Raw genomic sequence first — 23,738 nt, 5'->3', positions numbered from 1 at the left:
CGCCCGGCGCACAGCGGCTTCGGCGCCGGCCCCGCCGGCCCGGTCGCGCCGCGCACCGGCCAGCAGCCGGCCGTCGCCGCCCCGGCCCGCGCCGCGGGGCCCCGCACCGGCCAGACCCCGGCCGTGGCCCCCGCCGACCGCCCGAGCTGGCAGCAGCCCGCCCGCGCGGCCGCTCCCTCGCCGTACGGCGAGCAGCAGCCCGTCCGCCAGCAGCAGCCGGCCCCGCAGGCCGAGGGCCGTGACGGCTACGGCGAGCAGTACGACGCCGGCTACAGCGACTGGCGCAGCCCGCAGGGCACGCCCAGCGCCCTGGACGACGGTCCGGGCGCCGAGCCCGCCCCGGCTCCCGCCTACGCGTCGAACCAGCTGCCCGGTCAGTACGACGGCGGCCACAACGGCGTGCACACCGGCAGCCACGGCGTGGTGGAGCGCGAGCCCGCCCGCGCCCGCTACGGCCGCTCCGAGCCGGAGGACCTCGACGTCCCCGACTTCCTGAAGTAGCGATCCACCCGGCCGCCCCGCGCGGCGGCCGGCAGCAGAGGTCGGGCAGGCTCGTCCCATGGCGAGCCCGCCCGACCTCTCTGCACGCTCCCGGACGTCCGCGAGCCCGCCCGGCGGAGCGGCCGGCGCTCCGCCGCCGCCCTCGTCGTCGTCGCCGTCGATGACGACGTGGCGCCGCACCCTGCCCGGCGGAGCGGCGTGGGCGCTGTCCGGCGGCCCGGACCTGGCCGACCACACCGGCGGGGACGCCGCCGCCGCGCGAGCGGCCCGCGCCGGCCTGGCGGCCGACGTCGGCGTGCGCCCCGACCGGCTGCTGGTGGCCCGGCAGGTGCACGGCGCCACCGCCGCGCTGGTGCGGGGCCCCTGGGACGGTCCGCCGCCGGAGGCGGACGCCCTGGTCACCGACGTGCCGGGCCTGGCGCTGGCCGTGCTCGTGGCCGACTGCGTGCCCGTGCTCCTGGCCGACCCCGTCGCCGGCGTGGTGGCGGTGGCCCACGCCGGGCGCCGCGGCATGGACGCCGGGGTGGTGGGGGCCGCCGTCGCGCTCATGGCCGAGGTGGGGGCGGAGCCGTCGCGGACGGTCGCGGTGCTCGGGCCCTCGGTCTGCGGCAGGTGCTACGAGGTGCCGGCGGCGATGCGCGAGGAGGTGGCCGCGCGCCACCCCGTGACGGCGTCCCGCACCTGGACGGGCACCCCGGCCCTGGACGTGGCCGCCGGCGTGCTGGAGCAGCTGGCGGACCTCGGCGTGGCGGCGGAGCAGCTGCGCGGGTGCACCGTGGAGGACGCGGCGCTGGGGTCCGTGCGCCGCTCGGGGCCGGCCGCGCCGCGGTGGGCGGGGCTGGCGTGGAGGAGCGAGGGACGTGGCTGAGCAGGCGGGCGAGCAGCCGGGCGAGCAGACGGACGGGCAGGCGGGCGAGCACCGGGCGGGGGAGCTGGCGGCGAACCTCGCCGACGTGCGCCGGCGGGTGGCGGACGCGGAGGCCGCCGCCGGCCGGCCCGCCGGGTCGGTGCGGCTGGTGGTGGTGACCAAGACCTTCCCGGCCTCCGACGTGCGCCTGCTGGCCGGGTGCGGCGCCACGGACGTGGGGGAGAGCCGCGAGCCGGAGGCCGGGGAGAAGGCCCGGGCGTGCGCCGACCTGGGTCTGCGCTGGCACCAGGTCGGGCAGGTGCAGACCAAGAAGGCTGCCGCGGTGGCCGCCTGGGCCGACGTCGTGCACTCGGTGGACCGGGAGCGGCTCGTCGCGGCCCTGCAGCGGGGCCACCGGCGCGCCCTGGAGGAGGGGGTCCGGCCGGCCGGCCACGTCCTGGACGTGCTCGTGCAGGTGGACCTCGCCGACGACGACGAGCGCGACCCCGGTCGCGGCGGCGCTGCGCCGCACGAGGTGGCCGACCTGGCGGCCGCGGTGGCGGCGGCGGAGGGGCTGCGGCTGGCGGGCGTCATGGCCGTGGCGCCGGCGGGTGCGGACCCGCGCGGCCCGTTCGAGCGGCTGGCGCAGGTGGCCGCGCGGGTGCGGGTGGACCACCCGGGGGCCGTGGCGGTCTCGGCGGGGATGAGCGGGGACCTGGAGGCCGCCGTGGACGCCGGCGCCACTCATGTGCGTGTCGGACGCGCCGTGCTGGGCGCGCGGCCCCCCATCGTGTAACTTCTGTGACTAGCGAGACGAGTGAGGCTCAAGAGCCCGAAGGGGCTAACGGGTCACACGGTGTCGCGAGCGACCGCCGGGGCGGGCGGCCGGAGCACGGACAGGAGGAGCGGGTCATGGCTGGAGCGCTGCACAAGTCGATGGTGTGGATGGGGCTGCGCGAGGACGACCCGCGCTACGCCGAGCCGCGCGACCTCGACGTCGACGCCTGGGACGAGGTGGAGGACGAGGTGGCCGTGGACGAGTCCGAGTACCGGGCCGAGGTGACGCCGATCACGCGCGACCGCTCGGTGGCCCGCTTCACCCCCGCGCCCGTCGCGGACCTGCGCCGCATCACCACGATCCACCCCCGCACCTACAACGAGGCCAAGGCCATCGGTGAGTGCTTCCGCGGCGGCGTGCCGGTGATCATGAACCTGACGGACATGTCCGACGCCGACGCCAAGCGCCTCGTCGACTTCTCCGCGGGGCTCGTGTTCGGCCTGCACGGCAACATCGAGCGCGTCACCAACAAGGTCTTCCTGCTCTCCCCGGCGCACGTCGAGGTCACCGGTGAGCCGGTCGGCCAGGTCAAGGCGGTCTTCAACCAGTCCTGACCTGCCGGCTCACCGGCGGTGGCGGGCGAGGCGCCCCTCATCCGCCCGCCACGAGGGGGCACCGCTGCCGCGGTGCCCCCTCTTCGGCGTGACCGCGCGGGTGCGCCGAAGAGGACGCGCCCGGGACCGCGGGCGACCCCGGCAGTGCCCCGGGTCGGGGATGATGGACCGGTGAGCCTGCTCTTCCAGCTGCTGTACCTCGTCGTGCTGCTCTTCTTCGTGCTGCTGATCGGTCGGCTGGTGCTGGAGTGGGTGCAGGTCTTCTCCCGCGACTGGCGCCCGCGCGGCGCGGTGCTGGTCATCGCGGAGACCGTCTACACCGTCACCGACCCGCCCCTGCGCGGGCTGCGGCGCGTCGTCAAGCCCATCCGCCTGGGCAGCATCCAGCTGGACCTCGCCTTCATCATCCTGGCGCTGGGCTGCTCGCTGCTCATGAGCCTGCTGCAGACCGCCGCGCGCTCGGTCGCGTGAGCCTGCCCGGCCTCCCCGTGGGGGGTGCAACACACCGCGTGCGGCTCCTGACCGCACCGGCGCGTGCCGTCGGCTACGGTGGCGTGCGACTGATAGCAGGCCCGGTGCGTGCCACCGCGGTGACTCTCGAAGAGGTGACCACATGGCGCTGACGCCCGAGGACGTCGTCAACAAGCGGTTCCAGCCCACCAAGTTCCGCGAGGGGTACGACCAGGACGAGGTCGACGACTTCCTCGACGAGGTCGTGGGTGAGCTGCGTCGCTTGACGGCGGAGAACGAGCAGCTGCAGCAGAGCCTCTCGGCCTGCGAGCGGCGCGTGACCGACCTGAGCCGCGGTGGCGGTGCCACGGGCCCCGTCCCGCAGCAGGTGGCCCCGGCCCCCGTCGCGGCCGCCCCGGCGCCCGCGCCCGTGCTGGGCGGCGGCCAGCCGCTGGAGTCGGCCACCGGCATGCTCGCGCTGGCCCAGAAGCTCCACGACGACTTCGTCCGCTCCGGTGAGGAGCAGCGCGACCAGATCCTCGGCGAGGCCAAGGAGCGCGCCGGTCGCCTGGTGCGCGAGGCCGAGGAGAAGCACCGCCAGACCCTCGGCAGCCTCGAGCAGGAGCGCTCGCTCCTCGAGCGCAAGATCGACGAGCTGCGCATCTTCGAGCGGGACTACCGCAACCGCATGAAGTCCTACCTCGAGTCGCAGCTGCGCGACCTCGAGACCCGGAACAGCGCGGGCGCCCAGAACGGGCGTCCGGTCCCGCCGGCCGCCCAGGACGTGGGCTACGCCTTCGGTGGCGGTGCTAGCTGAGCGAGCCGTCCACCGGGGGGCCCACCGCCTCGACCCCGCCCGTGAGCGGGCCGTCGGTGTCGTCGGTGTCGTCGGAGCCCACCGGGTCCAGCCCGTCCGTGCCCGCTGAGGGGACGGACGGGCTCGGTCACGCCCGCCAGCGCAGGGCCCGGCGCCTGCGCCGGTTCCTCGTGGCCGTGGCCCTGGTCGGCCTCGCCGCCGACCAGGTCACCAAGGCGCTCGCCGTGGCCGCGCTCACCCCGGGCGTGCCCGTCCCGGTCGTCGGGGACGTGCTGCAGCTGGTGCTGCTGCGCAACCCCGGTGCCGCGTTCTCCTTCGCGACCGGGGCCACCTGGATCTTCACGGTCATCGCGGCCGTCGTCGTCGTCGCCGTCCTGCGGGTCTCCCGCAAGCTGGGCAGCCGGGCCTGGGCGCTCGCGCTGGGCCTGCTGCTGGCCGGGGCCACCGGCAACCTCGTGGACCGGCTCGTGCGCGCCCCGGGGTTCGCCCGCGGGCACGTGGTCGACTTCCTGGCGCTGCCGCACTGGCCGGTCTTCAACGTGGCCGACTCCATGATCTGCACCGCCGCCGCGCTCATCGTGGTCCTCGCGCTGCGCGGCATCGAGATCGACGGGCGCCGCGCCGGCGCGCGCCGTCGAGGTGGACGTGCCTGAGACCCGCTCCCTGCCCGTCCCCGACGGGCTCGACGGCGAACGGCTCGACGCCGGCCTGTCGCGCCTGCTGGGCCTGTCGCGCTCGCGCGTGGCCGAGGTCGCCGAGGCCGGTGGCGTGGAGCTGGACGGTGCGGTGGTCGGCAAGTCCGAGAGGCTGCGCGCCGGCGCCTGGCTGCAGGTGTCCCTGCCGGACCCGCCGGCCGCTCCCCGGGTGGTCGCCGAGCCGGTCGACGGCCTGCGGGTCGTCCACGACGACGACGACCTCGTGGTGGTCGACAAGCCCGTCGGCGTGGCCGCGCACCCCTCCCCGGGGTGGACCGGCCCGACCGTCATCGGGGGGCTGGCCGCCGCGGGCTACCGCATCTCCACCTCCGGTGCCGCCGAGCGCCAGGGCGTGGTGCACCGCCTCGACGTCGGCACGTCCGGCCTCATGGTGGTGGCCAAGAGCGAGCACGCCTACTCCGTGCTCAAGGACGCCTTCCGCGAGCGGACGGTCGAGAAGACCTACCACGCGCTCGTCCAGGGCCACCCCGACCCGACCTCCGGCACCGTCGACGCGCCCATCGGCCGGCACCCGTCCTCGGACTGGAAGTGGGCCGTCACCGCCGAGGGCAAGCCGTCGGTCACCCACTACGAGACGCTCGAGGCGTTCCGCGCCGCCACGCTGCTCGAGGTGCACCTGGAGACCGGGCGCACCCACCAGATCCGGGTGCACATGAGCGCCCTGCGCCACCCCTGCTGCGGGGACCTCACCTACGGCGCCGACCCGTCGCTCGCGCAGCGCCTGGGCCTGACCCGGCAGTGGCTGCACGCCAAGGGCCTGGCGTTCCACCACCCCGCGACGGGGGAGTGGACCTCCTTCAGCAGCGAGTACCCGGCCGACCTGCAGGGCGCCCTCGACGTCCTCGCCGACCCCGCCTGACGCCCCGCCCCCGCCGCCTCCTCCCCGCGACGATCACGCGCCCCAGCGCCACGTCCCGCTCGCGCGGCCCTGCGCCGGGTGGGGAGCCTGGCGTCCGGTGGGCAGCCTGGCGTCCGCTTCCGGGCGCAGACCCGGACGTGAGCCTGCCCACCGGGCGTGAGGCTCCCCAGCGAGCTCACCGGTCGTGGCGACCACGGGCTCGGGCGGCGCGGGTCCGGGGTCAGGGCTGCAGGGGCGCGGACAGCTCGAGGTTGATGCCGTCCGGGTCCTGCACCGACAGGATGGTCACGCGGAAGCCCGGCAGGTCGGTCACCTCCCCGTGCTCGACACCGGCGGCGGCCAGTCGCTCCGCCGCCGCCTCCAGCTCGGCGCGCGAGCCGACGGTGAGTGCCAGGTGGTCCAGGCCCACCCGGTCGGGGTCGAACCGGTCCCCGGCGGGCGCCACCGGCCGCAGGCCAAGCACCTGGCGCCCGACCGTGAAGCTGCAGCCGCCGTAGACGCGGTCCGGGTCGTCGCGGACGGACGGGTCGCCCGACAGGTGCGTGAAGTCGGTGCGCAGCGCGTTCTCGCCGAGCAGCCAGCCGTAGAAGGCCTTGGACCTGCGGGCGTCCGTGACGGTCAGCCGCACGTGCCCGATCCCCTCGGGGTGCGCCACCGCGCCCGCAGCGGCAGGGGTCTCGCTCTCGCTCACGCCGCGCAGCCTGCCGCCGCTCCCCGGAACCGCAACCGGGAGCTCAGGCGCGGTCGTCCTGCGCGGGAAGCCCATGATCACGAACAGGAGTGATCTCCGTGGGTGACAGCACCGGCCTCGCGGGAGGAGACTGGGGGCGTGCTGGTTGCTTCAGAACACCGCTTCTGGCGGGGGACGGCTCCGGCGCAGTGAGGGCGAGCAGGCGCACCCCGCGCGAGCGGGTCCAGCCCCGCACGCTCCGCCGCCAGGCCGTCCGCACCGCCGCCGCCCGACCGCCGTCGTCGTCGTCAACCCCGTCGTCCGCACCACCGGACCGTCCCGCCTCGACCACGCGCAGCCTGCTGCGCCTGGCCGACTGGGCCCGCCCCGCCCTGCCGCGCATGGCCCTGGGCACGCTGGCGGCGCTGTGCGCCAGCCTCATCGCCCTGGCCGTGCCGCAGGTGCTGCGCGAGCTGGTCAACGGGCCGCTGCTCACCTCCGGCTCCCGGGCCGCCGTGCTCGAGGCGGTCGCGCTCGTGCTGGTGCTCGGGGTGGTGGAGGCCGTGCTCATCTGGAGCCGGCGCGTCTTCGTCGCCACCCCGGGCACCACCGTCGAGGCGACCATGCGCCTGGACCTGTTCCGCCACCTGCTCGACCTGTCGCTGAGCTTCCACGACCGGTGGTCCACCGGGCAGCTGCTGCAGCGGGCGATGTCGGACCTGTCCACCGTGCGCCGCTGGCTGATCTTCGGCCTGCTCATGCTGGTGGTGTCCATCACCACCGTGGTGGTGGGCGTCGGCCTGATGCTGTGGACGGCGTGGCCCCTGGGCCTGGTCTACCTCGTCGGCGCGGTGCCCGTGCTGTGGCTGGGGTTCCGGTTCCGGGAGGACTACCGGGTGGTGGCCCGGCGCGCCCGCGACCAGGCCGGTGACCTGGCCGGGCGCGTGGAGGAGTCCGTGCACGGCATCCGCGTGCTCAAGGCCTTCGGCCGCGGCGCCGACGCCCTCGGCGACTTCACGCGGGCCGCCGAGGGCCTGCGCGACACCGAGATCCTCAAGGCCCGCACCCTCTCGCGCGTGACGCTCGCGCTGGGGGTGATCCCCGAGACCGCCGCCGCGGTGAGCCTCGTGCTCGGCGTCTGGCTGGCGTCCACGGGGCGGCTGTCGGTGGGCGCGCTGGTCGCGTTCTTCGCCACCGCCGCCGTGGTCAACGCCCCCGTGGAGCGGATCGGCCAGCTGCTGGCCATGACCCTCGACGCGCGCACCGCCACCGACAGGTACCTCGACGTCATCGAGACGGTCTCGGAGGTGCAGGACCCGCCGCGCCCGCTGGCGCCCCCGGCGCCCGGCCCGCGGGGCTCCCGCGTGGAGCTGCGCGGGGTGAGCTTCACGCACGACGACGGCGAGCGGCCCGTGCTCGACGGGGTGGACCTGGTGCTCGAGCCCGGCCGCACCACCGCGCTGGTGGGCCTGACCGGCAGCGGCAAGACCACGCTCGCCCAGCTGGTGCCGCGCCTGGTCGACCCGACGGAGGGTCAGGTGCTGCTGGACGGCGTCGACGTGCGGGACCTGCGCCGCGAGGACGTGCGCTCCGCCGTCGCCGTGGCCTTCGAGGACCCGGTGCTGTTCTCGGAGTCCGTGGCCGAGAACGTGCTGCTCGGGCTGCCCACCGGCCCGTCGGGTCCGGACGAGGCCGAGCGGGCGCGCCTGCTGGCCGAGGCCCTGCGGGTGGCCAGTGCCGACTTCGTGCAGCGCCTGCCCGACGGCGTCGACACGCGGGTGGGCGAGGAGGGCCTGAGCCTGTCCGGCGGGCAGCGCCAGCGCCTGGCCCTGGCGCGGGCGGTGGCCGCTCACCCCAGCGTGCTGGTGCTGGACGACCCGCTGTCCGCCCTCGACGTCACCACCGAGGCCGTGGTCACCGAGCGGCTGCGCGACGTGCTGGCGGGCACCACCACGCTCGTCGTCGCCCACCGCACCTCCACCGTGGCCCTGGCCGACCGGGTGGCCGTGCTGGAGGGCGGGCGCATCACCGGGGTCGGCACGCACGACGAGCTGCTGCGGGAGCACCCCCACTACCGCTACGTGCTCACCGCCCTGGAGGGCACCGAGGACGACGAGGACGACGACGAGGACGCCGCGTGAGCGCCGCTGCCGCTGCCACGACCCGGCCCGCCGGCCAGGACCAGGACGACGACGAGCGCGGCCAGTCGCTGCCGCTGCTGCGCTCGGTGCTGCGGCCCGTGCGCGCCCGGGTGTGGCTGCTGGTGGTGCTGGTGGTGGTCAGCCAGGCCGCGGTGGTCGCGGGCCCGGCGCTGGTGGCGGCCGGCATCGACGCGGGCCTGCCGGCCCTGCGGCGCGGTGACGCCGTGCCGCTGGTCCTCGTCGGCTGCGGCTACCTCGTGGCGGCGGTGCTCGGCGGGACGCTCTCGGCCGCCGTCGTCCGGCAGTCCGCGGCGGCCAGCCAGGCGGTGCTGCTCGACCTGCGCCGCCGGGTGTTCCGCCAGACCCAGCGGCTGGACCTGGAGTTCCACGAGCGGTACACGTCGGGCCGGATCATCTCCCGCCAGACCTCCGACCTGGAGGCCGTGCGCGAGCTGCTCGACGGCGGTGTCACCACGCTCGCCACCAGCGCCACGTCGATGCTGCTCACGGCGGTGTTGCTGGCGGTGCTCGACTGGCGCTCCGGGGCGGTGCTGCTGGTGGCGGTGGTGCCCGGGGTGGTGCTGACGCGGTGGTTCCAGCGGCGCTCGCAGGAGCAGTACCGGCGCACCCGCGTGGTGGCGGCCCGGGTGATCGTGGCGTTCGTCGAGACGATGACCGGGGTGCGCGCCGTGCAGGCGTTCCGGCGCGAGCGCCCGGTGGCCGACTCCTACGCCGACCTCGCCGAGGAGTACCGCTCGGTGACCGACAAGGCGCTGCGGGTCAACGGCGTCTTCGACCTCTGGCTCACCATGATCGGCAACGTGACGGTGGCCGCGGTGCTGCTCATCGGCGGTCTGCGCGCGCTGGACGGGCAGCTGGCGGTGGGCGTGCTGGTGGCGGCGGTGCTGTACGCGCGGCGCTTCTTCACGCCGCTGCGCGACGTCGGCATGTTCTACAACTCCTTCCAGTCCGCGCAGGCGGCGCTGGAGAAGCTCGCCGCGTTGCTGGTCGAGGAGCCGCGGCTGACCGACCCGGCCGCACCCGTCGCGCTCGAGCGCCCGCGCGGCGAGCTGGTGCTCGACCACGTGACCTTCGGCTACGCCGACGGGCCCGACGTGCTGCACGACGTGGACGTGCACGTCCCCGCCGGGCAGACCGTGGCGCTGGTCGGGTCCACAGGGGCCGGGAAGTCGACGGTGGCCAAGCTGGTGGCGCGGTTCTACGACGTGCGCCGCGGCGCCGTGCGCCTCGACGGCGTGGACGTGCGCTCCGTCGACCCGGCAGACCTGCGCCGCGCCGTGGTCATGGTGACCCAGGAGGCGTACCTGTTCTCGGGGTCGGTGGCGGACAACATCGCCGTCGGGCGCCCGGGCGCCACGCGCGCGGAGGTCGAGGCGGCCGGGCGCGCGGTCGGCGTGCACGACCTCGTCACGACCTTCCCCGCCGGCTACGACACCCCCGTGGACAGCCGCGGCGTGCGGCTCTCCGCCGGTCAGCGCCAGCTGGTGAGCTTCGCCCGGGCCTTCCTCGCCGACCCCGCGGTGCTCGTGCTCGACGAGGCCACCAGCTCCCTCGACGTGCCGGGGGAGCAGCACGTGCAGGAGGCGCTCGAGCGGCTGCTCGCCGACCGCACGGCCGTGGTGGTCGCCCACCGCCTCTCCACCGTGATGACCGCCGACCGCGTGCTCGTGGTGGAGGGCGGCCGCGTGGTGGAGGACGGCTCCCCGGCCGAGCTGGTGGCCGCCGGCGGGCGCTTCGCGCGGCTCCACGAGGACTGGCAGGCCTCCATCACCGCCGCCGCCTGACCCCGCTCCCGTTCCGCCGGGTGCCGAAGGGGCGTCAGCTCCCGCGATGGGGTGTGGCCGTCGCGGCTCGCCGGGCGACGACGACGCCGGCCGCTGCAGCGCCGAGGTCGACCAGCGGGTAGGACACGTAGCCCTCGACCTGCTCCACCAGCGGCACGTGCTCCGACTCGATGAGGCGGGTGACCTCGCGCGCCGGCCCGGGCGTGGTCCTGATCCTGCGCATCGTCAGGAACACGCGCGCGATGCTCCTCGCGCCCGGCGAGGTGAGCAACGTCCTCCTCTGGGGAGGCCCTCGCGGAGCAGAAGGCGCCCCATCGTGCGAGTTCCCGCCCCATCAGCCCTGCGGATGGGGCGGGAGCTCGTCCGATGGGGCGGGAGCTCGTCCGATGGGGCGGGAGCTCGTCCGATGGGGCGGGAGCTGCGGCCAAGGGGCGTCAGCTGCGGCGACGGCGCGACAGCTGCGTGGTCCGCCGGGCGACGACGACGCCGGCCGCTGCAGCGCCCAGGCAGCCCAGGGCCAGGTCGCCCAGGGTGTCGCCGTACGCGGCGGCGAGCCCGCCGTCCACCTCCCCGAACCTGATGAAGGTGGCCCACTCCCCGAGCTCCCACGCGACGGCCAGCAGCGCGCCCACCCCGGCCGTGCAGAGCGCCAGCGCCCAGCGCGGACCCACCCCGCCGCTGCGCAGCAGCAGGCCGGCACCGCCGGACAGCAGCGCCCAGTTCACGAGGTGGTTGGCGTCGTCCCACCAGACGACGGCGTCGTAGAGGTCGAGGGTGTTGCCCGTGACGTCGACGAGGAACGGCACCGCCACCAGCAGCGTCGCCGTCCACGGCAGCGGACCCGACGGGAGGTGCCGGTGGTTGCGCCGCGCGCGCCGCACCACCGCCACCAGCGGCACGAGCAGCATGAGCACCGGGTAGGCGGCCAGCCGCGCTCCGAACCCCTTGCCGGCGAACTGCGGCAGGTCGCTGGTCGCGCCCACCGCCAGCTGGACGACGGTCGCGAGGAGCACGCCGAGCACCGCCCAGCGCACCCACGGGGCGGGGCGCTGCGTCGGAGCGGGTCCGCCGGCGTCAGCGCTGGCGGTGCGGGTGGGCAGTGCCACGTCGCTGATCGTGACGCACACGGCCGGGCGCCCGACACCCGCCGCGCCGGGGACCTCAGGCGAGGTCGGCGAAGTAGTCCCGCGCGTGGTGCAGGCCCTCGAGGTTGCCCTCGGGCCCGTCGATCCCGGTGCGGTCGTCCACCGCCAGGCGCCGCGCGAAGTACGCCGCCTGGACCGCCTGGCGCAGCTGCAGCAGCACCTCCACGCGAGGGAGCAGCAGCGCGGCGTCCGACCCCGGCGCCGTCGCCGCGGCGTAGGCCTCCACCAGCGACCGCCCGCGCTCGAGACCACCGACGTACATGACGGCCGAGGCGACGTCGTAGAGCAGCGGCCCGTGCTCCGCGCTCGACCAGTCGATGAGCCCGCACGTCCCGCCGCCCGGGACGGCGGGCCGCAGGAAGGCGTCGGGCGCGGGGTCGGCGTGCAGGAGCCCCACCTCCAGCGGGCCCGTATCGCCGTCGTCGGCAAGCAGGGCCCGGTAGGCGCCCAGCGCCCCGGTCACGGCCGGGCGCACCCAGGGCTCCACGTCGAGGTGCTCCCCGAGAAGGTCCGGCCACGGCGGGAAGCCCGCCGCCGATGCGTCGCCCTCGCCACGCAGCACTCGGTGCGCAGCACCCAGGGTCGAGCCCATGAGGGCCGGCGCATCGTCGTCGTCGACCTCCAGCGGCGCGCCGTCCACCCAGCGCAGCAGCGCCAGCGGACCGCCGGGCAGGTCCGCGTGGTCAGCGCCGCCCTCGGTCGGCCGGGGCGGGCCCGTCCGCACCCCGGCGCCGTCCACCAGCGCGGCCGCCCGCAGGCCACGCACGAAGGGGTCGTGCTGGTCCGGGGTGACCTGCTTGGCCACCCACCTGCCCACCCGCCCGCACACGGCGGTCACCTCCACCACCCACGTCCGCGAGTTCATCCCGCCGCCCAGCGGCAGCACCCGCGCCCCGGGCAGCCCCCAGCGGCTGCGGACGACGGCGGCCAACCGCCCCTCGTCCACGGCGGGTCCGGTCGCGCTCCTCGCCACGGTCGCCTCCTCGGTGGTGCCGCGCCGTCCTCGGTCGACGAGGACGACGACGACCGTCGCGCACCGCCCGCCCACCGCGCCACCGGTTTGCCGCGCCGGCCGAGCTCAGGCGCCGCACTCACATCCCGGGCTCAGGTGCCGCGCTCGCTCCGCAGCGCGGCCACCAGACGCCCGAGCCGCTCGGCCACGACGTCGGCGGGGGCGTCGTCGTCCAGCAGCGCCGCCACGCCCTCCAGGCGGAACGTGGCGCACCACGTCCGAGCCCGCGCGGCCGCCGCCGGCCACGCGCCGCCCAGGCTGGTGCACACCGCGTCGACGGTGTCCCAGCCGAACCAGACCAGGCAGCCCACGTCGACAGCGGGGTCCCACGCGGCGGCCAGGTCCCAGTCGATGACGCCGGCCAGCGTCCCGTCGGCTCGCCAGCGCAGGTTGTGGCCGGCGAGGTCGCCGTGGACGAGGCCGGGCGCCACCGGCGGCAGGTCCCGCGCGGCGCGCAGGCGTGCGGCGCCGTCCGCCCGCAGGTCCTCGGGGAGCAGCGCCACCACCTGCTCCATCCGCTCGGCCCAGCGCTCGCGGCCGGCGTAGGCGTGGGGCACGTCGAGGTGGCGCCCGACCGGGCCAGCCGGTGACACGTCGACCTCCGCCAGCGCCCGCAGCAGCCGCTGCAGCTGCTCGACCCGCGCCGGACCTCCCGACCCGGCGGGCGCCACGTCGCCGGGGACCCAGGAGAGCGCCACCGCGGCGGTGGCCGGACCCGTCCGGACCACCTCGCTCAGCGGCCGCGGGACGCCGAACGGCAGCCCGGCGCCGCTCAGGGCGTGGAGCAGGGCGGTCCGCCGCTCCAGGTGCTGGGCCGCCAGCCCCCGGGCCACCTTGACGGCCGCCCGGCCGGGCAGCAGGACGACGTCGTGGAACTCCCCGCGCACCACCTCCGCGGCGCCGGCGTCACTGGCGGTGGTACCGGGCAGCAGCCGCCGGACCGTCGCCCGCAGCGCGTCGTCGCTGGTTACGGGCTGCCCGTCCACCTGAGCACCGTAGGCCTGGCCCGCCGCCTTCTGTCGTGTCACGGGGCGGCCACCTCGACGACCAGCAGGCGCAGCGCCTCACCGGGCGACGGCGCGAGCAGCCCCACGGGCACCCGCAGGACGGGCGCGGTCATCGTCGTCCTGACGGCCATGGGGGCTGGGAGTCCGTCAGGCGCGGGAGCGCAGGCCCTGAGCGATCCAGGGACGAGCACCCCGCAGACCAGCAGGACGACGACGGCGCGCAGCAGCAGCACCCGACCACCGTGGCAGCGACGTCGTCACAGGTCAGCGGCCTGCGCACACCCCAGACCAGGCCCGCACACGGCCTGCACGTCAGTGCTTGGAGCCCGACAGGGCCAGAGTGCCGCCCAGGCCGATCATCATGACGCCGCCCGTACCGGACAGCGTGGACATCCGCTGCGGGGAGCGCGCGAACCACGCCCGGGCCGTGCCCGCCGCCAGCGCCCACGCGCTGTCGGAGACCACCGCCACGACCTGGAACACCACGCCGAGGACGAGCAGCTGCGCCCACACCGGGCCGGCGTCCACCGCCACGAACTGCGGCAGCACCGCCACGAAGAACGCGATGGTCTTCGGGTTGGTGGCCCCCACCACGAAGCCCTGCCGGAGCAGCTGGGCCGTGGTCGCCGGCCTCGGGGCCTCGACGCGGGCGTGGTCGTGCCGGTGGCGGACCGCCTGCACGCCCAGCCACACCAGGTAAGCCGCACCGGCCAGCTTCAGCACCGTGAACGCGACCACCGACGCCGCCACCACCGCGCCCACCCCGAACGCCACCGCGAGCACCGCCGGCACCGTGCCGAGGGCGTTGCCGAGCACGCTCAGCACCCCGGCGCGGCGTCCGTGCGCGATCGACCGCCCGAGCACGAAGAGGACGCTCGGACCGGGGATGACGACCAGCAGCACCGAGGCGACGACGAAGGCCAGCACGTGGTCGAGCGGGATCATGCCCGGAGGGTAGGGCCTCAGCCCTTCGTCGCGACGAGCTCCAGGGCGATCCCGTCGGGGTCGCGGAACTCCAGCAGGTGCATGGCACCGGCGTCCTTCACCCCGCCGTGCGCGACGCCGGCGGCGTCGAGGACGGCGACGGCGTCGTCAAGGTCGGCCCTCGAGGCGACGGCGAAGGACAGGTGGTCCAAGCCCACGCGGTCCTCGCTGAAGGAGTCGTCGCCGGGTGCGACGGGCCGCAGCCCGAGCAGCCCGCCCGGGGTGCTGTAGATGACGCCGTCGAAGACGAACCACAGCTGGTCGCGGGTGGCCTGGTCGGCGTCGGCGGGGACCTCGAAGGCCACCTCCCAGCCGAAGACCGCGTCGTAGAACCGCCGGGAGACGGCGATGTCGCGGACGGTGAGGCGGACGTGGCTGAAGCCCGTGGTGGTGATCGGCACACCATGACGGTCGCACGCGACAGGCCCGTCGGCACTCCGGAGGTGCTGGTGATCGCCGACGCGGCGGCGTACCGTCCGATCATGAGGCGGGTGGGGAGCGTGCTGGCGGCCGTCGGCAGGTTCGCGGGGTGGCTCGCGCTCGGGCCGAAGCGGTTCCCGCCGCCGGGTGGCCGCACGCCGCGCGAGCTCGCCGAGCGGCAGGCCGAGGAGTTCAACCTCGCCGGCCTGCGGATCCGGGGTCCGTTCGGCGGCTGACGGCGTCCCCGCCCCGCGGCCCGGGGTGGGGCTCTGCCTCCTTCCCGGTCTGCAGGTGACCGAGGTCAGTTGCAGAGGTGACCGTGGTCAGTTCCGGCGGGGTGGTCCTGGGGCGGGACGTCCGCAGGTGACCGCGGTCAGGTCCGGCGGGGAGGTGGTCCTGGGGCGGGACGTCCGCAGGTGACCGCGGTCAGGTCCGCGGCCGACCGCGGTCAGGGGCGGCGCGGCGCAGAGACACGGTGGGCACGCGGTCCCGGAACAGGCCCGTCTCGCCGGTCGGCTCGAAGCCGTGCCGTCGGTAGAACGGGACGGAGCGCACGCTCAGCGGTGACGCCTCCAGCACCACCGCACGAGCCCCGGCCCAGGCCAGCGCCTCGCCGAGCATCCGGTCGGCCAGGCCGGTCCCGTGCTCGGAGCACAGCAGGTACAGCCCCTCGAGGCGCACCTCGTCGTCGTCGTCCTGGTGCTGCTGGACGGAGGCGTGCACGAAGCCGACCACCTCGCCGCCCGCCCGGGCCACGCGGTACAGGGTGCGCGACGGGTCGGCGCGCTGCGCCGCGAAGACGGCGCGCCGGAACTCGTCGGCGGCGGGTGAGGCCATGGGGCCGACGTGCTCGTCCACCCAGGCGGCGTCGAGGCCCGGCGCGTGGTCGTAGGTCTCGTGCCAGGAGCGCAGGTGCACCGCACCGACAGCTGTCGCGTCGTGGTCCGAGGGCTCGTCGACGACGGCCTGGGTGGGCACCGAGGACCTCCTGGCAGATGAGCGCGGGGCGTTTGGAAGTCGTTCGTCCGGGTATGACTGTTAGTGCAAGGCGAACAGTGACCCACCGCACGACCCGATCCTCGGGCGTGCGGTCCCGACGAGGAGGAAGCATGACGCAGACCACCGACACCCCGCTGGTCCCCGCCGCGAACGACGGGTCCGAGCAGCTGGTCGGTCGCTACCGCGAGTACGTCGAGGCGCAGCACGCCGTCGACGCCCTGTCCGACGCCGGATTCCCCGTCGGCTCGGTGCGCATCGTCGGTCGCGACGTGACGATCGTCGAGCAGGTCACGGGTCGCCTCACCAAGGCGCGCGCGACGGGTCTCGGTGCGGCCAGCGGAGCCTGGTTCGGCCTCTTCATCGGCCTGCTCATGGGCCTGTTCGCCGTGGGCGGCTTCTTCACGCTGCTCCTGGTCGGCCTGGTGATCGGTGCCTTCTGGGGTGCCGTCTTCGGGTTCTTCGGCCACCTCGCCACCGGCGGACAGCGCGACTTCAGCTCGGTGCGGGGCCTGGCGGCCGGCTCCTACGACGTCGTCACCGACGCCGGCCTGGGCGACCGGGCGCGCGCCGTCCTCGCCGGTCCCACCGCCGCCTGACCTGCCGTGAGCGGCACCCAGGACGACGACAGCGGCAGCGGTCGCACGGCCGCCGCTGCGCCCGAGCGCGTCGCCCTCGAGGCGCGGGTGCTGGCGGAGCAGGAGGCCGTCCAGCACCTGGCCCTGAGGTCGGTCCTGGACGACCTGCTGACCCTGCCGCTGACCATCGTCCAGCTCAAGTGCCTGCTCGTGGTGCTCGCCGACGGCGCCTCCACCGGTGGCGCGCTGTGCACCCGGCTGGGGCTGTCCGCGCCGACCGTCTCCGGTGTCGTCGACAGGCTCGTCGAGGCCGGCTACCTGCAGCGCCGCCCGGACCCCGACGACCGCCGCGTGGTGCGGCTCGACCCCACCCCGCGCACGCTGGAGTGGGCCGACGGCATGGCCCGCAGCTTCCAGGCCCGGAGCGCGGAGGTCACCGCGCAGCTGAGCGACACCGAGCTGCGGCACCTCGCCATCGGCACCGCGGCGGTCCGTCGCGTGCTCGAGCGGCAGATCCCCCTGCCCGAACGCCCGTCCACCACCCGCCACCCAGGAGGAACCCCATGACCACCCAGCTCGAGAAGACCATCTACACCGCTGAGGCGCTGAGCACCGGCTCCGGCCGCTCCGGCCAGGTCCGCACCAGCGACGGCACGCTCGACCTGCAGCTCGCGCCCCCGAAGGAGGCGGGCGGCTCCGGCGAGGGCACCAACCCCGAGCAGCTGTTCGCCGCCGGGTACGCCGCGTGCTTCCACTCCGCGCTGCTCGGCCAGGCCCGTCAGCGCAAGGTGTCCGTGGAGGGCAGCAGCGTCGGCGCCCAGGTCAGCCTCGGTCCCGTCGAGGGCGGCGGCTACGGCCTGGCCGTGCACCTCGAGGTCACCATCCCCGAGCTCGACCACGTCCAGGCCCAGGAGCTGGCCGACGCCGCCCACCAGGTGTGCCCCTACTCCAACGCCACCCGCGGCAACATCGAGGTGACGGTCACCGTCTCCGACGACTGAGCACGCCGCGCTCAGCGCCGCCGGCCGGCGAGGAACCTCTCGAGCCGGTCGGCGGCGTCGTCCAGCACGTCGACGGGTGCCAGGAACACCATCCGCAGGTGGTCGGGCGTGGGCAGGTTGAACCCCGTGCCGTGCGTGACGAGCAGGTGCTCGGCGTTCAGCAGGTCCATGACCAGCGCCTCGTCGTCGTCGACGGGGTAGACCTCGCGGTCCAGCTTCGCGAAGAGGTACAGCGCCCCGCGGGGCTCCACGCACGAGACGCCCGGGATGGCGCGCAGGCGGCGCAGCGCGTGGTCGCGCTGCTCGCGCAGCCGGCCCCCGGGCGCCAGCAGCGGGTCGATGCTCGCGCGGTCGGCCAGCGCCGAGGCCACCGCGTGCTGCGCTGGCACGTTGGGGCACATGCGCATGTTGGCCAGCAGCTCGAGGCCGTCGAGGTAGTCGGAGGCGCGCTCGCGGGGGCCGCTGATCGCCAGCCAGGCCGACCGGAAGCCCGCCGCGCGGTGGTTCTTGGACAGCCCGCACAGGGTGAGCACCACGAGGTCGGGCGCCAGCGCCGCGGCGTGCTCGTGCACGACGGTCCCGTCGTCGCCGGCGAACAGGATGTGGTCGTAGATCTCGTCGGCGAGCACCAGCAGGCCGTGCTGGCGCGCCACGTCGAGCAGGGCCAGCAGGGTCTCGCGCGAGTACACCGCGCCCGTCGGGTTGTTCGGGTTGATGAGCACCAGCGCCTTGGTGGCCGGGGTGACCTTGGCCGCGACGTCGGCGACGTCGGGCTGCCAGCCGTCCTCCTCGTCGCAGCGGTAGTGCACGGCCGTGCCGCCGGACAGGCGCACCGCGCCCGTCCACAGGGGGTAGTCGGGGGAGGGGACCAGCACCTGGTCGCCCGGGTCGAGCAGGGCCTGGAGCGTCATGACGATGAGCTCGGAGACCCCGTTGCCGAGCATCACGTGGTCCGGCCCGACGCCGATCACGCCGCGCCCGGTGTAGTAGTCGGACACCGCCTCGCGGGCGGTCAGGATGCCGCGGGCGTCGCTGTAGCCCTCGGCGTCGTTGATGTGCTCGACCAGACCTCGGACGACGCCGTCCGGGGCGTGCAGCCCCCACGCGGCGGGGTTGCCGATGTTCAGCTTGATGACCTCGTGTCCGGCGGCCTCGATCTCACGGGCGCGGCGCAGCAGCGGCCCCCGGATGTCGTAGCGCACCGTGCGCAACCGGTCGGCCTGGCGGACAGCGCTGCTCACGGGACCAACTCTGGCACGCGAGCTCGGGCTGCCCGCTCCGCCTCCCGCGGCCCGTCCTCGCGCACGGGCCGCGGTGGGTGGTCCCCGCAGCCTCCAGACGGCGGCCCCGGGGCTGCGACAGGTCAGTCGCGCGTGACGACCAGGATCCCGTAGATCACGCCCGGGATGTGGCCCAGCAGCTGCAGCAGGAAGGCGATGAGCACGCGGGGGCTCAGGCCGTCCTTGATGAGCACCGCGATGAACGGGAAGAAGAAGCACAGGATGATCAGCAGGATCTTCATCCTCGAAGCGTGGTCCCACGTGACGTGATCCGCGCGCCGAGACCGGTCTGCTCCCAGGTGGACGTCGGCGTCCTGTCATCTGCGAGCCGACGAGCCGACGAGGTGGCGCTCAGGCGCGTGATCGTCAGGAGGGGGCGCGGGGTGCCTCCTCGCGCACGAGTGCGGCGAGCAGCTCGGCCCCCGGGCCACCGGCTGCGGCGGCGCGCTCGGCGGCGCGGGCTGCCCACTGCCAGGTCGCAGGGTTGGCCCGGGCGGCCTCGTGCAGCAGGTGCCGGGCGGTGTCGGCGTCTCCGGCCAGCGCCGTGCGGATGGCCAGCAGGGGAGCGACCACCCGCTCGCCGGGGGCGACCTCAGCCGCCCGGCGGACGTGCGCGAGGCGCTCGTCGTCGTCCTGAGCCATCCCGGAGGCGATGAGGTGGCGGTGGGCCCGGTGGACGTCGAGGAGGCGCGCCAGGTCCTGGGTGGGCTGGGCGGAGTCGTCCACGCGCAGGTCGAGGTGGGGGTCGTCCGCGTCTCCGGTGGCGACCCGGCCGCGCTCCGCGGGCACCACGCGCACGGCGGCGGACTGGCGGCCGCGGTAGTCGGGGCCGTGCTCGCCGAGGGCGTCGGCGGCCAGCAGGGCTGTCACGAGCCGGTGCTCGAGCGGGCCGCTGGCGCTGGTGAAGGCCTCGACCAGGGCGTCGGCGACACCCGGCACGGCCATCGTGTTGGCCTGGGCGCTGAGCGCGCCCTCGGCTCGGTGTCCGGTGTGCGGCGTGCTGCTCGGACCCGTGAAGGCCGAGGCCGGGCCGGCGGCTCCGACGGCCGCGATCTGGCTGGCGGGGGCGTCGTCGGCCAGAGCGATCATCGCGGTGGCCTCGGCGGCGGTGAGGCCGCGGTCGAGCAGGTCGAGCAGGGCGTCGCGCCAGTGCAGCCAGCCGCCGTCCTGCACGGCGACGGTGCCCACCCCCGGCCGGGCGTCGCAGATGCGGGTGCCGACGGCGAGGCAGCAGGACGCCACGGCGTAGCCGAACCAGCCGGTCTCCTCGCAGCGGGCGATGATCGAGAGGGTCATCGGCGGCGCTCCTCGCGCAGGGGCCTCACCGACGCCGGCACGTCGTCGCCCACCACCTCGGGGTAGGTGCAGGTGAACCAGCCCCGGTAGCCGACCAGCGGCCCGAAGCGCCGGTTGGTGACGCGGACGTCGATGGTGAAGCGCTCCCGCTCGTCGTCGTAGGCCTCCCGCAGCTCCGCCGTGCCCGAGGCGAGCATCGGGAACCGGAACCCGACCGGCCCCTCGTAGAAGCGCTGCCCGTGGGAGGTGAGGCGCAGCGCGCCGTGCTCGTCGACGCGCAGCCGCAGGTCGACGGCGAGGTGCTGGTGCGTGCCCAGGTAGTCGAGCACCTTGCCCGAGCCGGGCTGGCCGTCGGGGGAGCCGTCGACGAGGGTCGCGTCGAACCGCCGCCGCCGGCCGGGTGCGACCTCGAAGGTGCGGACCACCGTCAGCGTCTCACGGCCGAGGGAGTCGGTGTAGGCGTAGTTCTCGACGGTGAACGGGACGTCGGTGGCGGCGTCGGGCACGAGGATGTTGCGCCACGCGCCGACGTGGAGGAACGGCAGCGTCCACGCCGGCCCGTGCCACACCTCCTCCATCACCCCGCGCCCCACGCAGCTGTACCCGGAGGCCGTGCTCGCACCGAACCTGCGGCGCAGCTGGGGGTGCAGGCGGGCGGCAGCGTCGCCGAGGGCGTCCAGGACCACGCTCACCGGTGACCTCCTCGGGTGGGGCGGCTGGTAGGGCGGCGGCCGCAGCGCAGCGCGCTGGGCACGGCCGCCGGGGTGGGGACCGCCAGGAGGCTCCCGGCGGTGGCGGCGAGCCGCGGCCTGCGCCGCCGCACCGCGGCGACGGTCACCAGGACGACGACGACGCGGGCCGCCGTCCACGCCAGCGCGAGGTCCCGGCTCAGCTCGGGGGCCTGGCCGCGCTCGGCCCAGAGGCGGAGCCTGTCGAAGCTCCACGCCGTCGCCCAGCCGACCAGCGGCCGCGTCAGCCACGGGTCGAGCGCGGCGCCGAGGCGGCCCCAGCCGGGGCGGTAGTCGTACCCGGTGGTGAAGCGGGTCCGCCCGTCGGGCTGCGGGGCGTACCGCCAGAAGCCGGCGCCGCTGGCGAGCGGTGAGAGCCGGTCGGCGGGGGCGTCGCCGGCGGTGAAGCGGATCGCGGAGGTGCCCGCGCCGTCGTCACCGCGGCGCTCGGCCGTGCTGGTGCCCGTGCCGCGGACCGTCAGCAGCGGCAGGCGGGGGTGCGGCAGGGCGAGGGCGTAGGTGAAGCGCTGGTGGCCGTCGTCGTCGTGGTCGTCGGGGGTGATCGAGCTGAAGCGCAGGTCCCACCGGGGGTGGTGGTCGGTGTCCTGCGTGAGGTGCCAGAGGCGGTCGGGCGGGCCGACGACGGCCGTGGTCACCCAGACCTGGCGTCCCATGCGCCGACCCTAGTGACGCCGGGCGGCGACGGGCCCTGTGACGCCGGACGGGCAGAAGTGGGTCTGAGGCGGCCGGTGGCGGCGTGTCGCGGACTTCTGCACGTCCGACGTCACGGGGGCTGTCCCGCCCAGCATGCAGAAGTCGGCCCAAGGTGGCTGAGAGGCCTTCTGTCCGCACTTCTGCATGCTGGACGGGACGCCCCGACGCGCTGGAGGCTGGTCCCGTGGCGGCGATCATGGTCCGGGCAGCGCTTCCGGGTGACCTGCCGGCCATCGCCCGGCTCCGGTGGCAGTGGTGGGACGAGTGGCGGACTGACGGCACCCCCGACGAGGACCCTGCGGCCTTCAGCGCGGAGTTCACGGCCTGGGCGGAGCGGAGCACCGCCACGCACCGCGCTTCCGTCGTCGTCGACGGCGAGGAGGTCGTGGGGATGGCCTGGTTGGCGGAGGTGTCGAGGCCGCCGAGCCCGGGCCACCTCGACATCCGCCGCGGTGACCTGCAGAGCGTGTACGTGGTCCCCGAGCTCCGCGGACAGGGGTGGGGCGCGCGCCTGGTCGCCCACGTCCTCGAGGACGCCCGTGCTCGCGGGATGCAGCGCGTGACCGTGTACTCGGGCGGGCGGTCGCTGAGCCTGTACGCACGGGCCGGCTTCGAGGTGACCGAGCACCTGCGGCAGGTCGACCTCTGACCGTCAGCGGGCGACCGGCTCCGGCGGCGGCGGCGTGACTCCTGCTGCGGCAGGGTGGGTGGGGTGCGGACGATGGACTTCGGGCACCCGGACGACGGCGGGCTGGGGGAGCGGCTGCTGCAGGCGGTGCTGCGCGGCGAGAAGACGGCGACGTCGTCGCTGGTGGTGGAGTACCTGGCGGGGGACCCGCTGCCGCGCGTCGGCGAGCGGCTCCGGCTGGTGGACCACGCCGGGCGCAGCCGCGGGGTGGTGGAGACGACGCGCGTCGTCGTCGTCCCGATGTCGGAGGTCGGGGACGACGTCGCCGCGGCCGAGGGTGAGGGCTTCACGGGGGCGGCGGACTGGCGGGCCGAGCACGTGAGGTTCTGGACCGAGGTGACCGCCGAGGTCCGTCAGGCCTGCGGCGACCCGGGCTGGGTGCTGCGCGAGCACGAGCCCGTGGTGGTGGAGCACTTCCGGCTGGTGGACCGCGACGGTTGACGTGGTCACCCCGCTCGACCGTCAGGCGTGACGGACCTCGGTGATGACGAGCACCCCGCCCACCAGCGCGTCGCAGTAGCGGCCGGACCCCTCGAAGTAGCTGCCGGGCGAGGTGCCGCCAGGCAGCGCCGCCAGGTCGACCAGCTGGCCGGTGCCCGACACGGCGTCGCCACCCATGAACGTCTCGCCGTCGACCTCCGCCCCGTTGCCCTCCTCGCCGGAGCCGTAGACGGCTTCCGCACCGGGGGGCCAGACGGTCCAGCGGTCGGCGGTGCCACCCGGCGGGTCGGTGAGCCGGGCCATGAGGCAGCCCTGCGGCCCGATCTCGAGGGTGCCCCGGAAGGGCACGGCGTCGCCCTCCACCCGCTCGTCGGCCGAGAGGTGCGGCAGGCCCATGCCGCTCATGCCCTGGTCGCAGCCGCTGGCCGCTGCGGTGACGAGACCGGCGACGACGACGGCCACCGCCCACCGCGGCCTCCGCAGCACCCGGTCCCCGCTCATAGCGACCCCCTCGTCCCGCCGGCTCCTCGAGATCATGACGCTTCTCGCGCCAGCGCTGTTGCAGCCCCGCGGGGTGGAACGTCGGCATGATCGGGGACGTGGTGCACAGCTCAGGACCGCCGCGGAGGCGGGGCCGCAGCCGGCGCTTCCACACCTCGCGCTCGACCCGGACCTTCTGCGTCCTCGCCGCGACCGGCCTGTTCGGGCTCCTCCAGTCTGGCCTCTTCGTGTCGACGCCCCGCGACGGGTTCTGGTCCTGCGTGGTGGGTGGGGCGCTGATCGGCGTCTGCCGGTGGTTCATCTGGCGCTGCGGTGCCAGTGCCGGCGTCCACCTGGGCGCCAGCGAGCTCCGGGTGGAGGAGCTCTTCCACAGCTGGGTGCTCTCCCCGGACCGCGTGCTCCGGGTGGGGACGCCGCGAGGTCTGGAGATCACGACGCCGGTGCGGACCATCGGTGTCTTCGGCCTCTCGGGCTCGCTGATCGCCGACTGGACCGGCAACGCGTCGGTGAGGCGGGCCGGGGCCGCCGTCAGGGAGTGGGCGGAGACCACACCCGTCAGCGGGGACGGGGGTGTGGAGAGGATCAGCGTCCGGCACGCGCTCCTGCACCTCCTCGTGGCGGAGGTGGCGACGGTCGGGACGTACGCGCTCGGACAGCTCGCCAAGGCGCTCGGGGTCGTCTGAGCAGAGCAGCCGCGTGACGGCGGACGGGCAGAAGTCCCCTGGAGGGCGTCCAGAGCGGCGTGTCGG

General features: G+C 75.6%; 31 protein-coding genes and 1 pseudogene. 17 read left to right on the top strand and 15 right to left on the bottom strand.

Going from position 1 to position 23,738, the window contains the following annotated elements:
* From H7K62_RS16720 to H7K62_RS16685, 8 genes and pseudogenes are all read left to right on the top strand, one after another.
* Nucleotides 1-501, top strand: a pseudogene (locus tag H7K62_RS16720) (hypothetical protein); the annotation flags it as partial.
* Nucleotides 502-559: 58 nt separating this feature from the next.
* Nucleotides 560-1,369, top strand: a complete 810-nt coding sequence (locus tag H7K62_RS16715; protein WP_255480589.1) for a polyphenol oxidase family protein — start codon at nucleotides 560-562, stop codon at nucleotides 1,367-1,369.
* Nucleotides 1,362-2,144: a YggS family pyridoxal phosphate-dependent enzyme gene (locus H7K62_RS16710; RefSeq protein ID WP_370591823.1), complete on the top strand. Its 783-nt coding sequence runs from the start codon at nucleotides 1,362-1,364 to the stop codon at nucleotides 2,142-2,144. The genes H7K62_RS16715 and H7K62_RS16710 overlap by 8 nt, the downstream gene beginning before the upstream one ends.
* Before the next feature lie 116 nt (nucleotides 2,145-2,260).
* On the top strand, nucleotides 2,261-2,740 hold the full coding sequence (locus H7K62_RS24175) for a cell division protein SepF (protein WP_186720442.1): 480 nt from the start codon (nucleotides 2,261-2,263) through the stop codon (nucleotides 2,738-2,740).
* A 171-nt stretch (nucleotides 2,741-2,911) separates the two neighbouring features.
* On the top strand, nucleotides 2,912-3,211 hold the full coding sequence (locus H7K62_RS16700; protein WP_186720440.1) for a YggT family protein: 300 nt from the start codon (nucleotides 2,912-2,914) through the stop codon (nucleotides 3,209-3,211).
* A 142-nt stretch (nucleotides 3,212-3,353) separates the two neighbouring features.
* Nucleotides 3,354-4,007 carry a DivIVA domain-containing protein gene (locus tag H7K62_RS16695; protein WP_186720437.1) on the top strand — a complete coding sequence of 218 codons (654 nt, stop codon included), beginning with the start codon at nucleotides 3,354-3,356 and terminating at the stop codon, nucleotides 4,005-4,007.
* Nucleotides 4,008-4,048: 41 nt separating this feature from the next.
* Nucleotides 4,049-4,660: a signal peptidase II gene (lspA, locus tag H7K62_RS16690; RefSeq protein ID WP_370591822.1), complete on the top strand. Its 612-nt coding sequence runs from the start codon at nucleotides 4,049-4,051 to the stop codon at nucleotides 4,658-4,660.
* Nucleotides 4,653-5,582 (top strand): RluA family pseudouridine synthase, encoded by a 930-nt coding sequence (locus H7K62_RS16685; RefSeq protein WP_186720435.1) that lies wholly within the window; start codon nucleotides 4,653-4,655, stop codon nucleotides 5,580-5,582. Before lspA ends, H7K62_RS16685 begins: the two co-directional genes overlap by 8 nt.
* Nucleotides 5,583-5,802: 220 nt before the next feature.
* On the opposite strand, the gene H7K62_RS16680 is transcribed toward H7K62_RS16685, so the two are convergent.
* The gene (locus H7K62_RS16680; RefSeq protein ID WP_222437743.1) at nucleotides 5,803-6,273 is read right to left on the bottom strand and encodes a VOC family protein; all 471 of its coding nucleotides are present in this window, start codon (nucleotides 6,271-6,273) and stop codon (nucleotides 5,803-5,805) included.
* A 380-nt stretch (nucleotides 6,274-6,653) separates the two neighbouring features.
* On the opposite strand from H7K62_RS16680, the gene H7K62_RS16675 reads away from it, so the two are divergent.
* Nucleotides 6,654-8,393, top strand: coding sequence for an ABC transporter ATP-binding protein (locus H7K62_RS16675; protein ID WP_186720487.1), 1,740 nt, complete (start codon nucleotides 6,654-6,656; stop codon nucleotides 8,391-8,393).
* Nucleotides 8,390-10,198: an ABC transporter ATP-binding protein gene (locus H7K62_RS16670; protein ID WP_186720433.1), complete on the top strand. Its 1,809-nt coding sequence runs from the start codon at nucleotides 8,390-8,392 to the stop codon at nucleotides 10,196-10,198. The genes H7K62_RS16675 and H7K62_RS16670 overlap by 4 nt, the downstream gene beginning before the upstream one ends.
* 34 nt (nucleotides 10,199-10,232) lie before the next feature.
* On the opposite strand, the gene H7K62_RS16665 is transcribed toward H7K62_RS16670, so the two are convergent.
* The 7 genes from H7K62_RS16665 to H7K62_RS22875 all read right to left on the bottom strand — a co-directional run bounded on the left by H7K62_RS16665 (nucleotide 10,233) and on the right by H7K62_RS22875 (nucleotide 14,747).
* Nucleotides 10,233-10,433 carry a hypothetical protein gene (locus tag H7K62_RS16665; protein ID WP_186720431.1) on the bottom strand — a complete coding sequence of 67 codons (201 nt, stop codon included), beginning with the start codon at nucleotides 10,431-10,433 and terminating at the stop codon, nucleotides 10,233-10,235.
* A gap of 199 nt (nucleotides 10,434-10,632) precedes the next feature.
* Nucleotides 10,633-11,304, bottom strand: coding sequence for a hypothetical protein (locus H7K62_RS16660; protein ID WP_222437741.1), 672 nt, complete (start codon nucleotides 11,302-11,304; stop codon nucleotides 10,633-10,635).
* 55 nt (nucleotides 11,305-11,359) lie between these two features.
* The gene (locus tag H7K62_RS16655) at nucleotides 11,360-12,316 is read right to left on the bottom strand and encodes a phosphotransferase enzyme family protein (protein WP_186720429.1); all 957 of its coding nucleotides are present in this window, start codon (nucleotides 12,314-12,316) and stop codon (nucleotides 11,360-11,362) included.
* A gap of 131 nt (nucleotides 12,317-12,447) precedes the next feature.
* On the bottom strand, nucleotides 12,448-13,383 hold the full coding sequence (locus H7K62_RS16650; RefSeq protein WP_186720427.1) for a phosphotransferase family protein: 936 nt from the start codon (nucleotides 13,381-13,383) through the stop codon (nucleotides 12,448-12,450).
* Entirely contained in the window at nucleotides 13,380-13,595 is a 216-nt protein-coding gene (locus H7K62_RS16645) for a hypothetical protein (protein WP_186720425.1), read from the bottom strand. Before H7K62_RS16645 ends, H7K62_RS16650 begins: the two co-directional genes overlap by 4 nt.
* A 79-nt stretch (nucleotides 13,596-13,674) precedes the next feature.
* Nucleotides 13,675-14,307 (bottom strand): LysE family translocator, encoded by a 633-nt coding sequence (locus tag H7K62_RS16640; protein WP_186720423.1) that lies wholly within the window; start codon nucleotides 14,305-14,307, stop codon nucleotides 13,675-13,677.
* A gap of 17 nt (nucleotides 14,308-14,324) precedes the next feature.
* Complete coding sequence (locus tag H7K62_RS22875; RefSeq protein WP_186720421.1) at nucleotides 14,325-14,747, bottom strand: VOC family protein; 423 nt, start codon at nucleotides 14,745-14,747, stop codon at nucleotides 14,325-14,327.
* Nucleotides 14,748-14,750: 3 nt separating this feature from the next.
* On the opposite strand from H7K62_RS22875, the gene H7K62_RS22870 reads away from it, so the two are divergent.
* Nucleotides 14,751-15,002 carry a hypothetical protein gene (locus tag H7K62_RS22870; RefSeq protein WP_186720419.1) on the top strand — a complete coding sequence of 84 codons (252 nt, stop codon included), beginning with the start codon at nucleotides 14,751-14,753 and terminating at the stop codon, nucleotides 15,000-15,002.
* A 190-nt stretch (nucleotides 15,003-15,192) separates the two neighbouring features.
* Here the strand turns inward: H7K62_RS22870 and H7K62_RS16625 are convergent, their stop codons facing one another.
* Nucleotides 15,193-15,744, bottom strand: a complete 552-nt coding sequence (locus H7K62_RS16625) for a GNAT family N-acetyltransferase (RefSeq protein ID WP_186720417.1) — start codon at nucleotides 15,742-15,744, stop codon at nucleotides 15,193-15,195.
* Between the two features lie 131 nt (nucleotides 15,745-15,875).
* On the opposite strand from H7K62_RS16625, the gene H7K62_RS16620 reads away from it, so the two are divergent.
* From H7K62_RS16620 to H7K62_RS16610, 3 genes are read left to right on the top strand one after another with little or no spacing between them, the layout of a single operon-like run.
* Nucleotides 15,876-16,361, top strand: a complete 486-nt coding sequence (locus H7K62_RS16620) for a general stress protein (protein ID WP_186720411.1) — start codon at nucleotides 15,876-15,878, stop codon at nucleotides 16,359-16,361.
* Between the two features lie 6 nt (nucleotides 16,362-16,367).
* Entirely contained in the window at nucleotides 16,368-16,907 is a 540-nt protein-coding gene (locus H7K62_RS16615) for a MarR family winged helix-turn-helix transcriptional regulator (protein WP_186720409.1), read from the top strand.
* Nucleotides 16,904-17,341, top strand: a complete 438-nt coding sequence (locus H7K62_RS16610; protein ID WP_186720407.1) for an organic hydroperoxide resistance protein — start codon at nucleotides 16,904-16,906, stop codon at nucleotides 17,339-17,341. The genes H7K62_RS16615 and H7K62_RS16610 overlap by 4 nt, the downstream gene beginning before the upstream one ends.
* Nucleotides 17,342-17,352: 11 nt before the next feature.
* Here H7K62_RS16610 and H7K62_RS16605 read toward each other — a convergent pair whose 3' ends face one another.
* The 5 genes from H7K62_RS16605 to H7K62_RS16585 form a co-directional block, all read right to left on the bottom strand.
* On the bottom strand, nucleotides 17,353-18,582 hold the full coding sequence (locus H7K62_RS16605; protein WP_186720406.1) for a pyridoxal phosphate-dependent aminotransferase: 1,230 nt from the start codon (nucleotides 18,580-18,582) through the stop codon (nucleotides 17,353-17,355).
* A 122-nt stretch (nucleotides 18,583-18,704) separates the two neighbouring features.
* Entirely contained in the window at nucleotides 18,705-18,863 is a 159-nt protein-coding gene (locus H7K62_RS16600) for a YqaE/Pmp3 family membrane protein (RefSeq protein WP_186720399.1), read from the bottom strand.
* A 124-nt stretch (nucleotides 18,864-18,987) separates the two neighbouring features.
* On the bottom strand, nucleotides 18,988-19,917 hold the full coding sequence (locus H7K62_RS16595) for a DUF1028 domain-containing protein (RefSeq protein WP_186720397.1): 930 nt from the start codon (nucleotides 19,915-19,917) through the stop codon (nucleotides 18,988-18,990).
* Nucleotides 19,914-20,609: a DUF4166 domain-containing protein gene (locus H7K62_RS16590; protein WP_186720395.1), complete on the bottom strand. Its 696-nt coding sequence runs from the start codon at nucleotides 20,607-20,609 to the stop codon at nucleotides 19,914-19,916. The genes H7K62_RS16595 and H7K62_RS16590 overlap by 4 nt, the downstream gene beginning before the upstream one ends.
* A complete protein-coding gene (locus H7K62_RS16585) occupies nucleotides 20,606-21,319 on the bottom strand; it encodes a hypothetical protein (protein WP_186720393.1) in 714 nt (237 codons plus the stop codon). Before H7K62_RS16585 ends, H7K62_RS16590 begins: the two co-directional genes overlap by 4 nt.
* A 224-nt stretch (nucleotides 21,320-21,543) precedes the next feature.
* Between H7K62_RS16585 and H7K62_RS16580 the strand changes: the two genes are divergently transcribed.
* On the top strand, nucleotides 21,544-22,008 hold the full coding sequence (locus H7K62_RS16580) for a GNAT family N-acetyltransferase (protein WP_186720391.1): 465 nt from the start codon (nucleotides 21,544-21,546) through the stop codon (nucleotides 22,006-22,008).
* Between the two features lie 72 nt (nucleotides 22,009-22,080).
* On the top strand, nucleotides 22,081-22,488 hold the full coding sequence (locus tag H7K62_RS16575) for an ASCH domain-containing protein (RefSeq protein ID WP_186720483.1): 408 nt from the start codon (nucleotides 22,081-22,083) through the stop codon (nucleotides 22,486-22,488).
* Nucleotides 22,489-22,509: 21 nt separating this feature from the next.
* On the opposite strand, the gene H7K62_RS16570 is transcribed toward H7K62_RS16575, so the two are convergent.
* Nucleotides 22,510-22,989, bottom strand: coding sequence for a hypothetical protein (locus H7K62_RS16570; protein ID WP_186720389.1), 480 nt, complete (start codon nucleotides 22,987-22,989; stop codon nucleotides 22,510-22,512).
* Between the two features lie 86 nt (nucleotides 22,990-23,075).
* Here H7K62_RS16570 and H7K62_RS16565 point away from each other — a divergent pair, with 86 nt between their 5' ends.
* Nucleotides 23,076-23,672, top strand: coding sequence for a hypothetical protein (locus tag H7K62_RS16565; protein ID WP_186720387.1), 597 nt, complete (start codon nucleotides 23,076-23,078; stop codon nucleotides 23,670-23,672).
* Nucleotides 23,673-23,738 lie beyond the last annotated feature (66 nt).

Source organism: Quadrisphaera sp. RL12-1S, assembly GCF_014270065.1.
Lineage (GTDB): Bacteria > Actinomycetota > Actinomycetes > Actinomycetales > Quadrisphaeraceae > Quadrisphaera.
The sequence above is the reverse complement of the archived record's forward strand: the minus strand, read 5'-3'. Positions and strand labels throughout refer to the sequence as shown.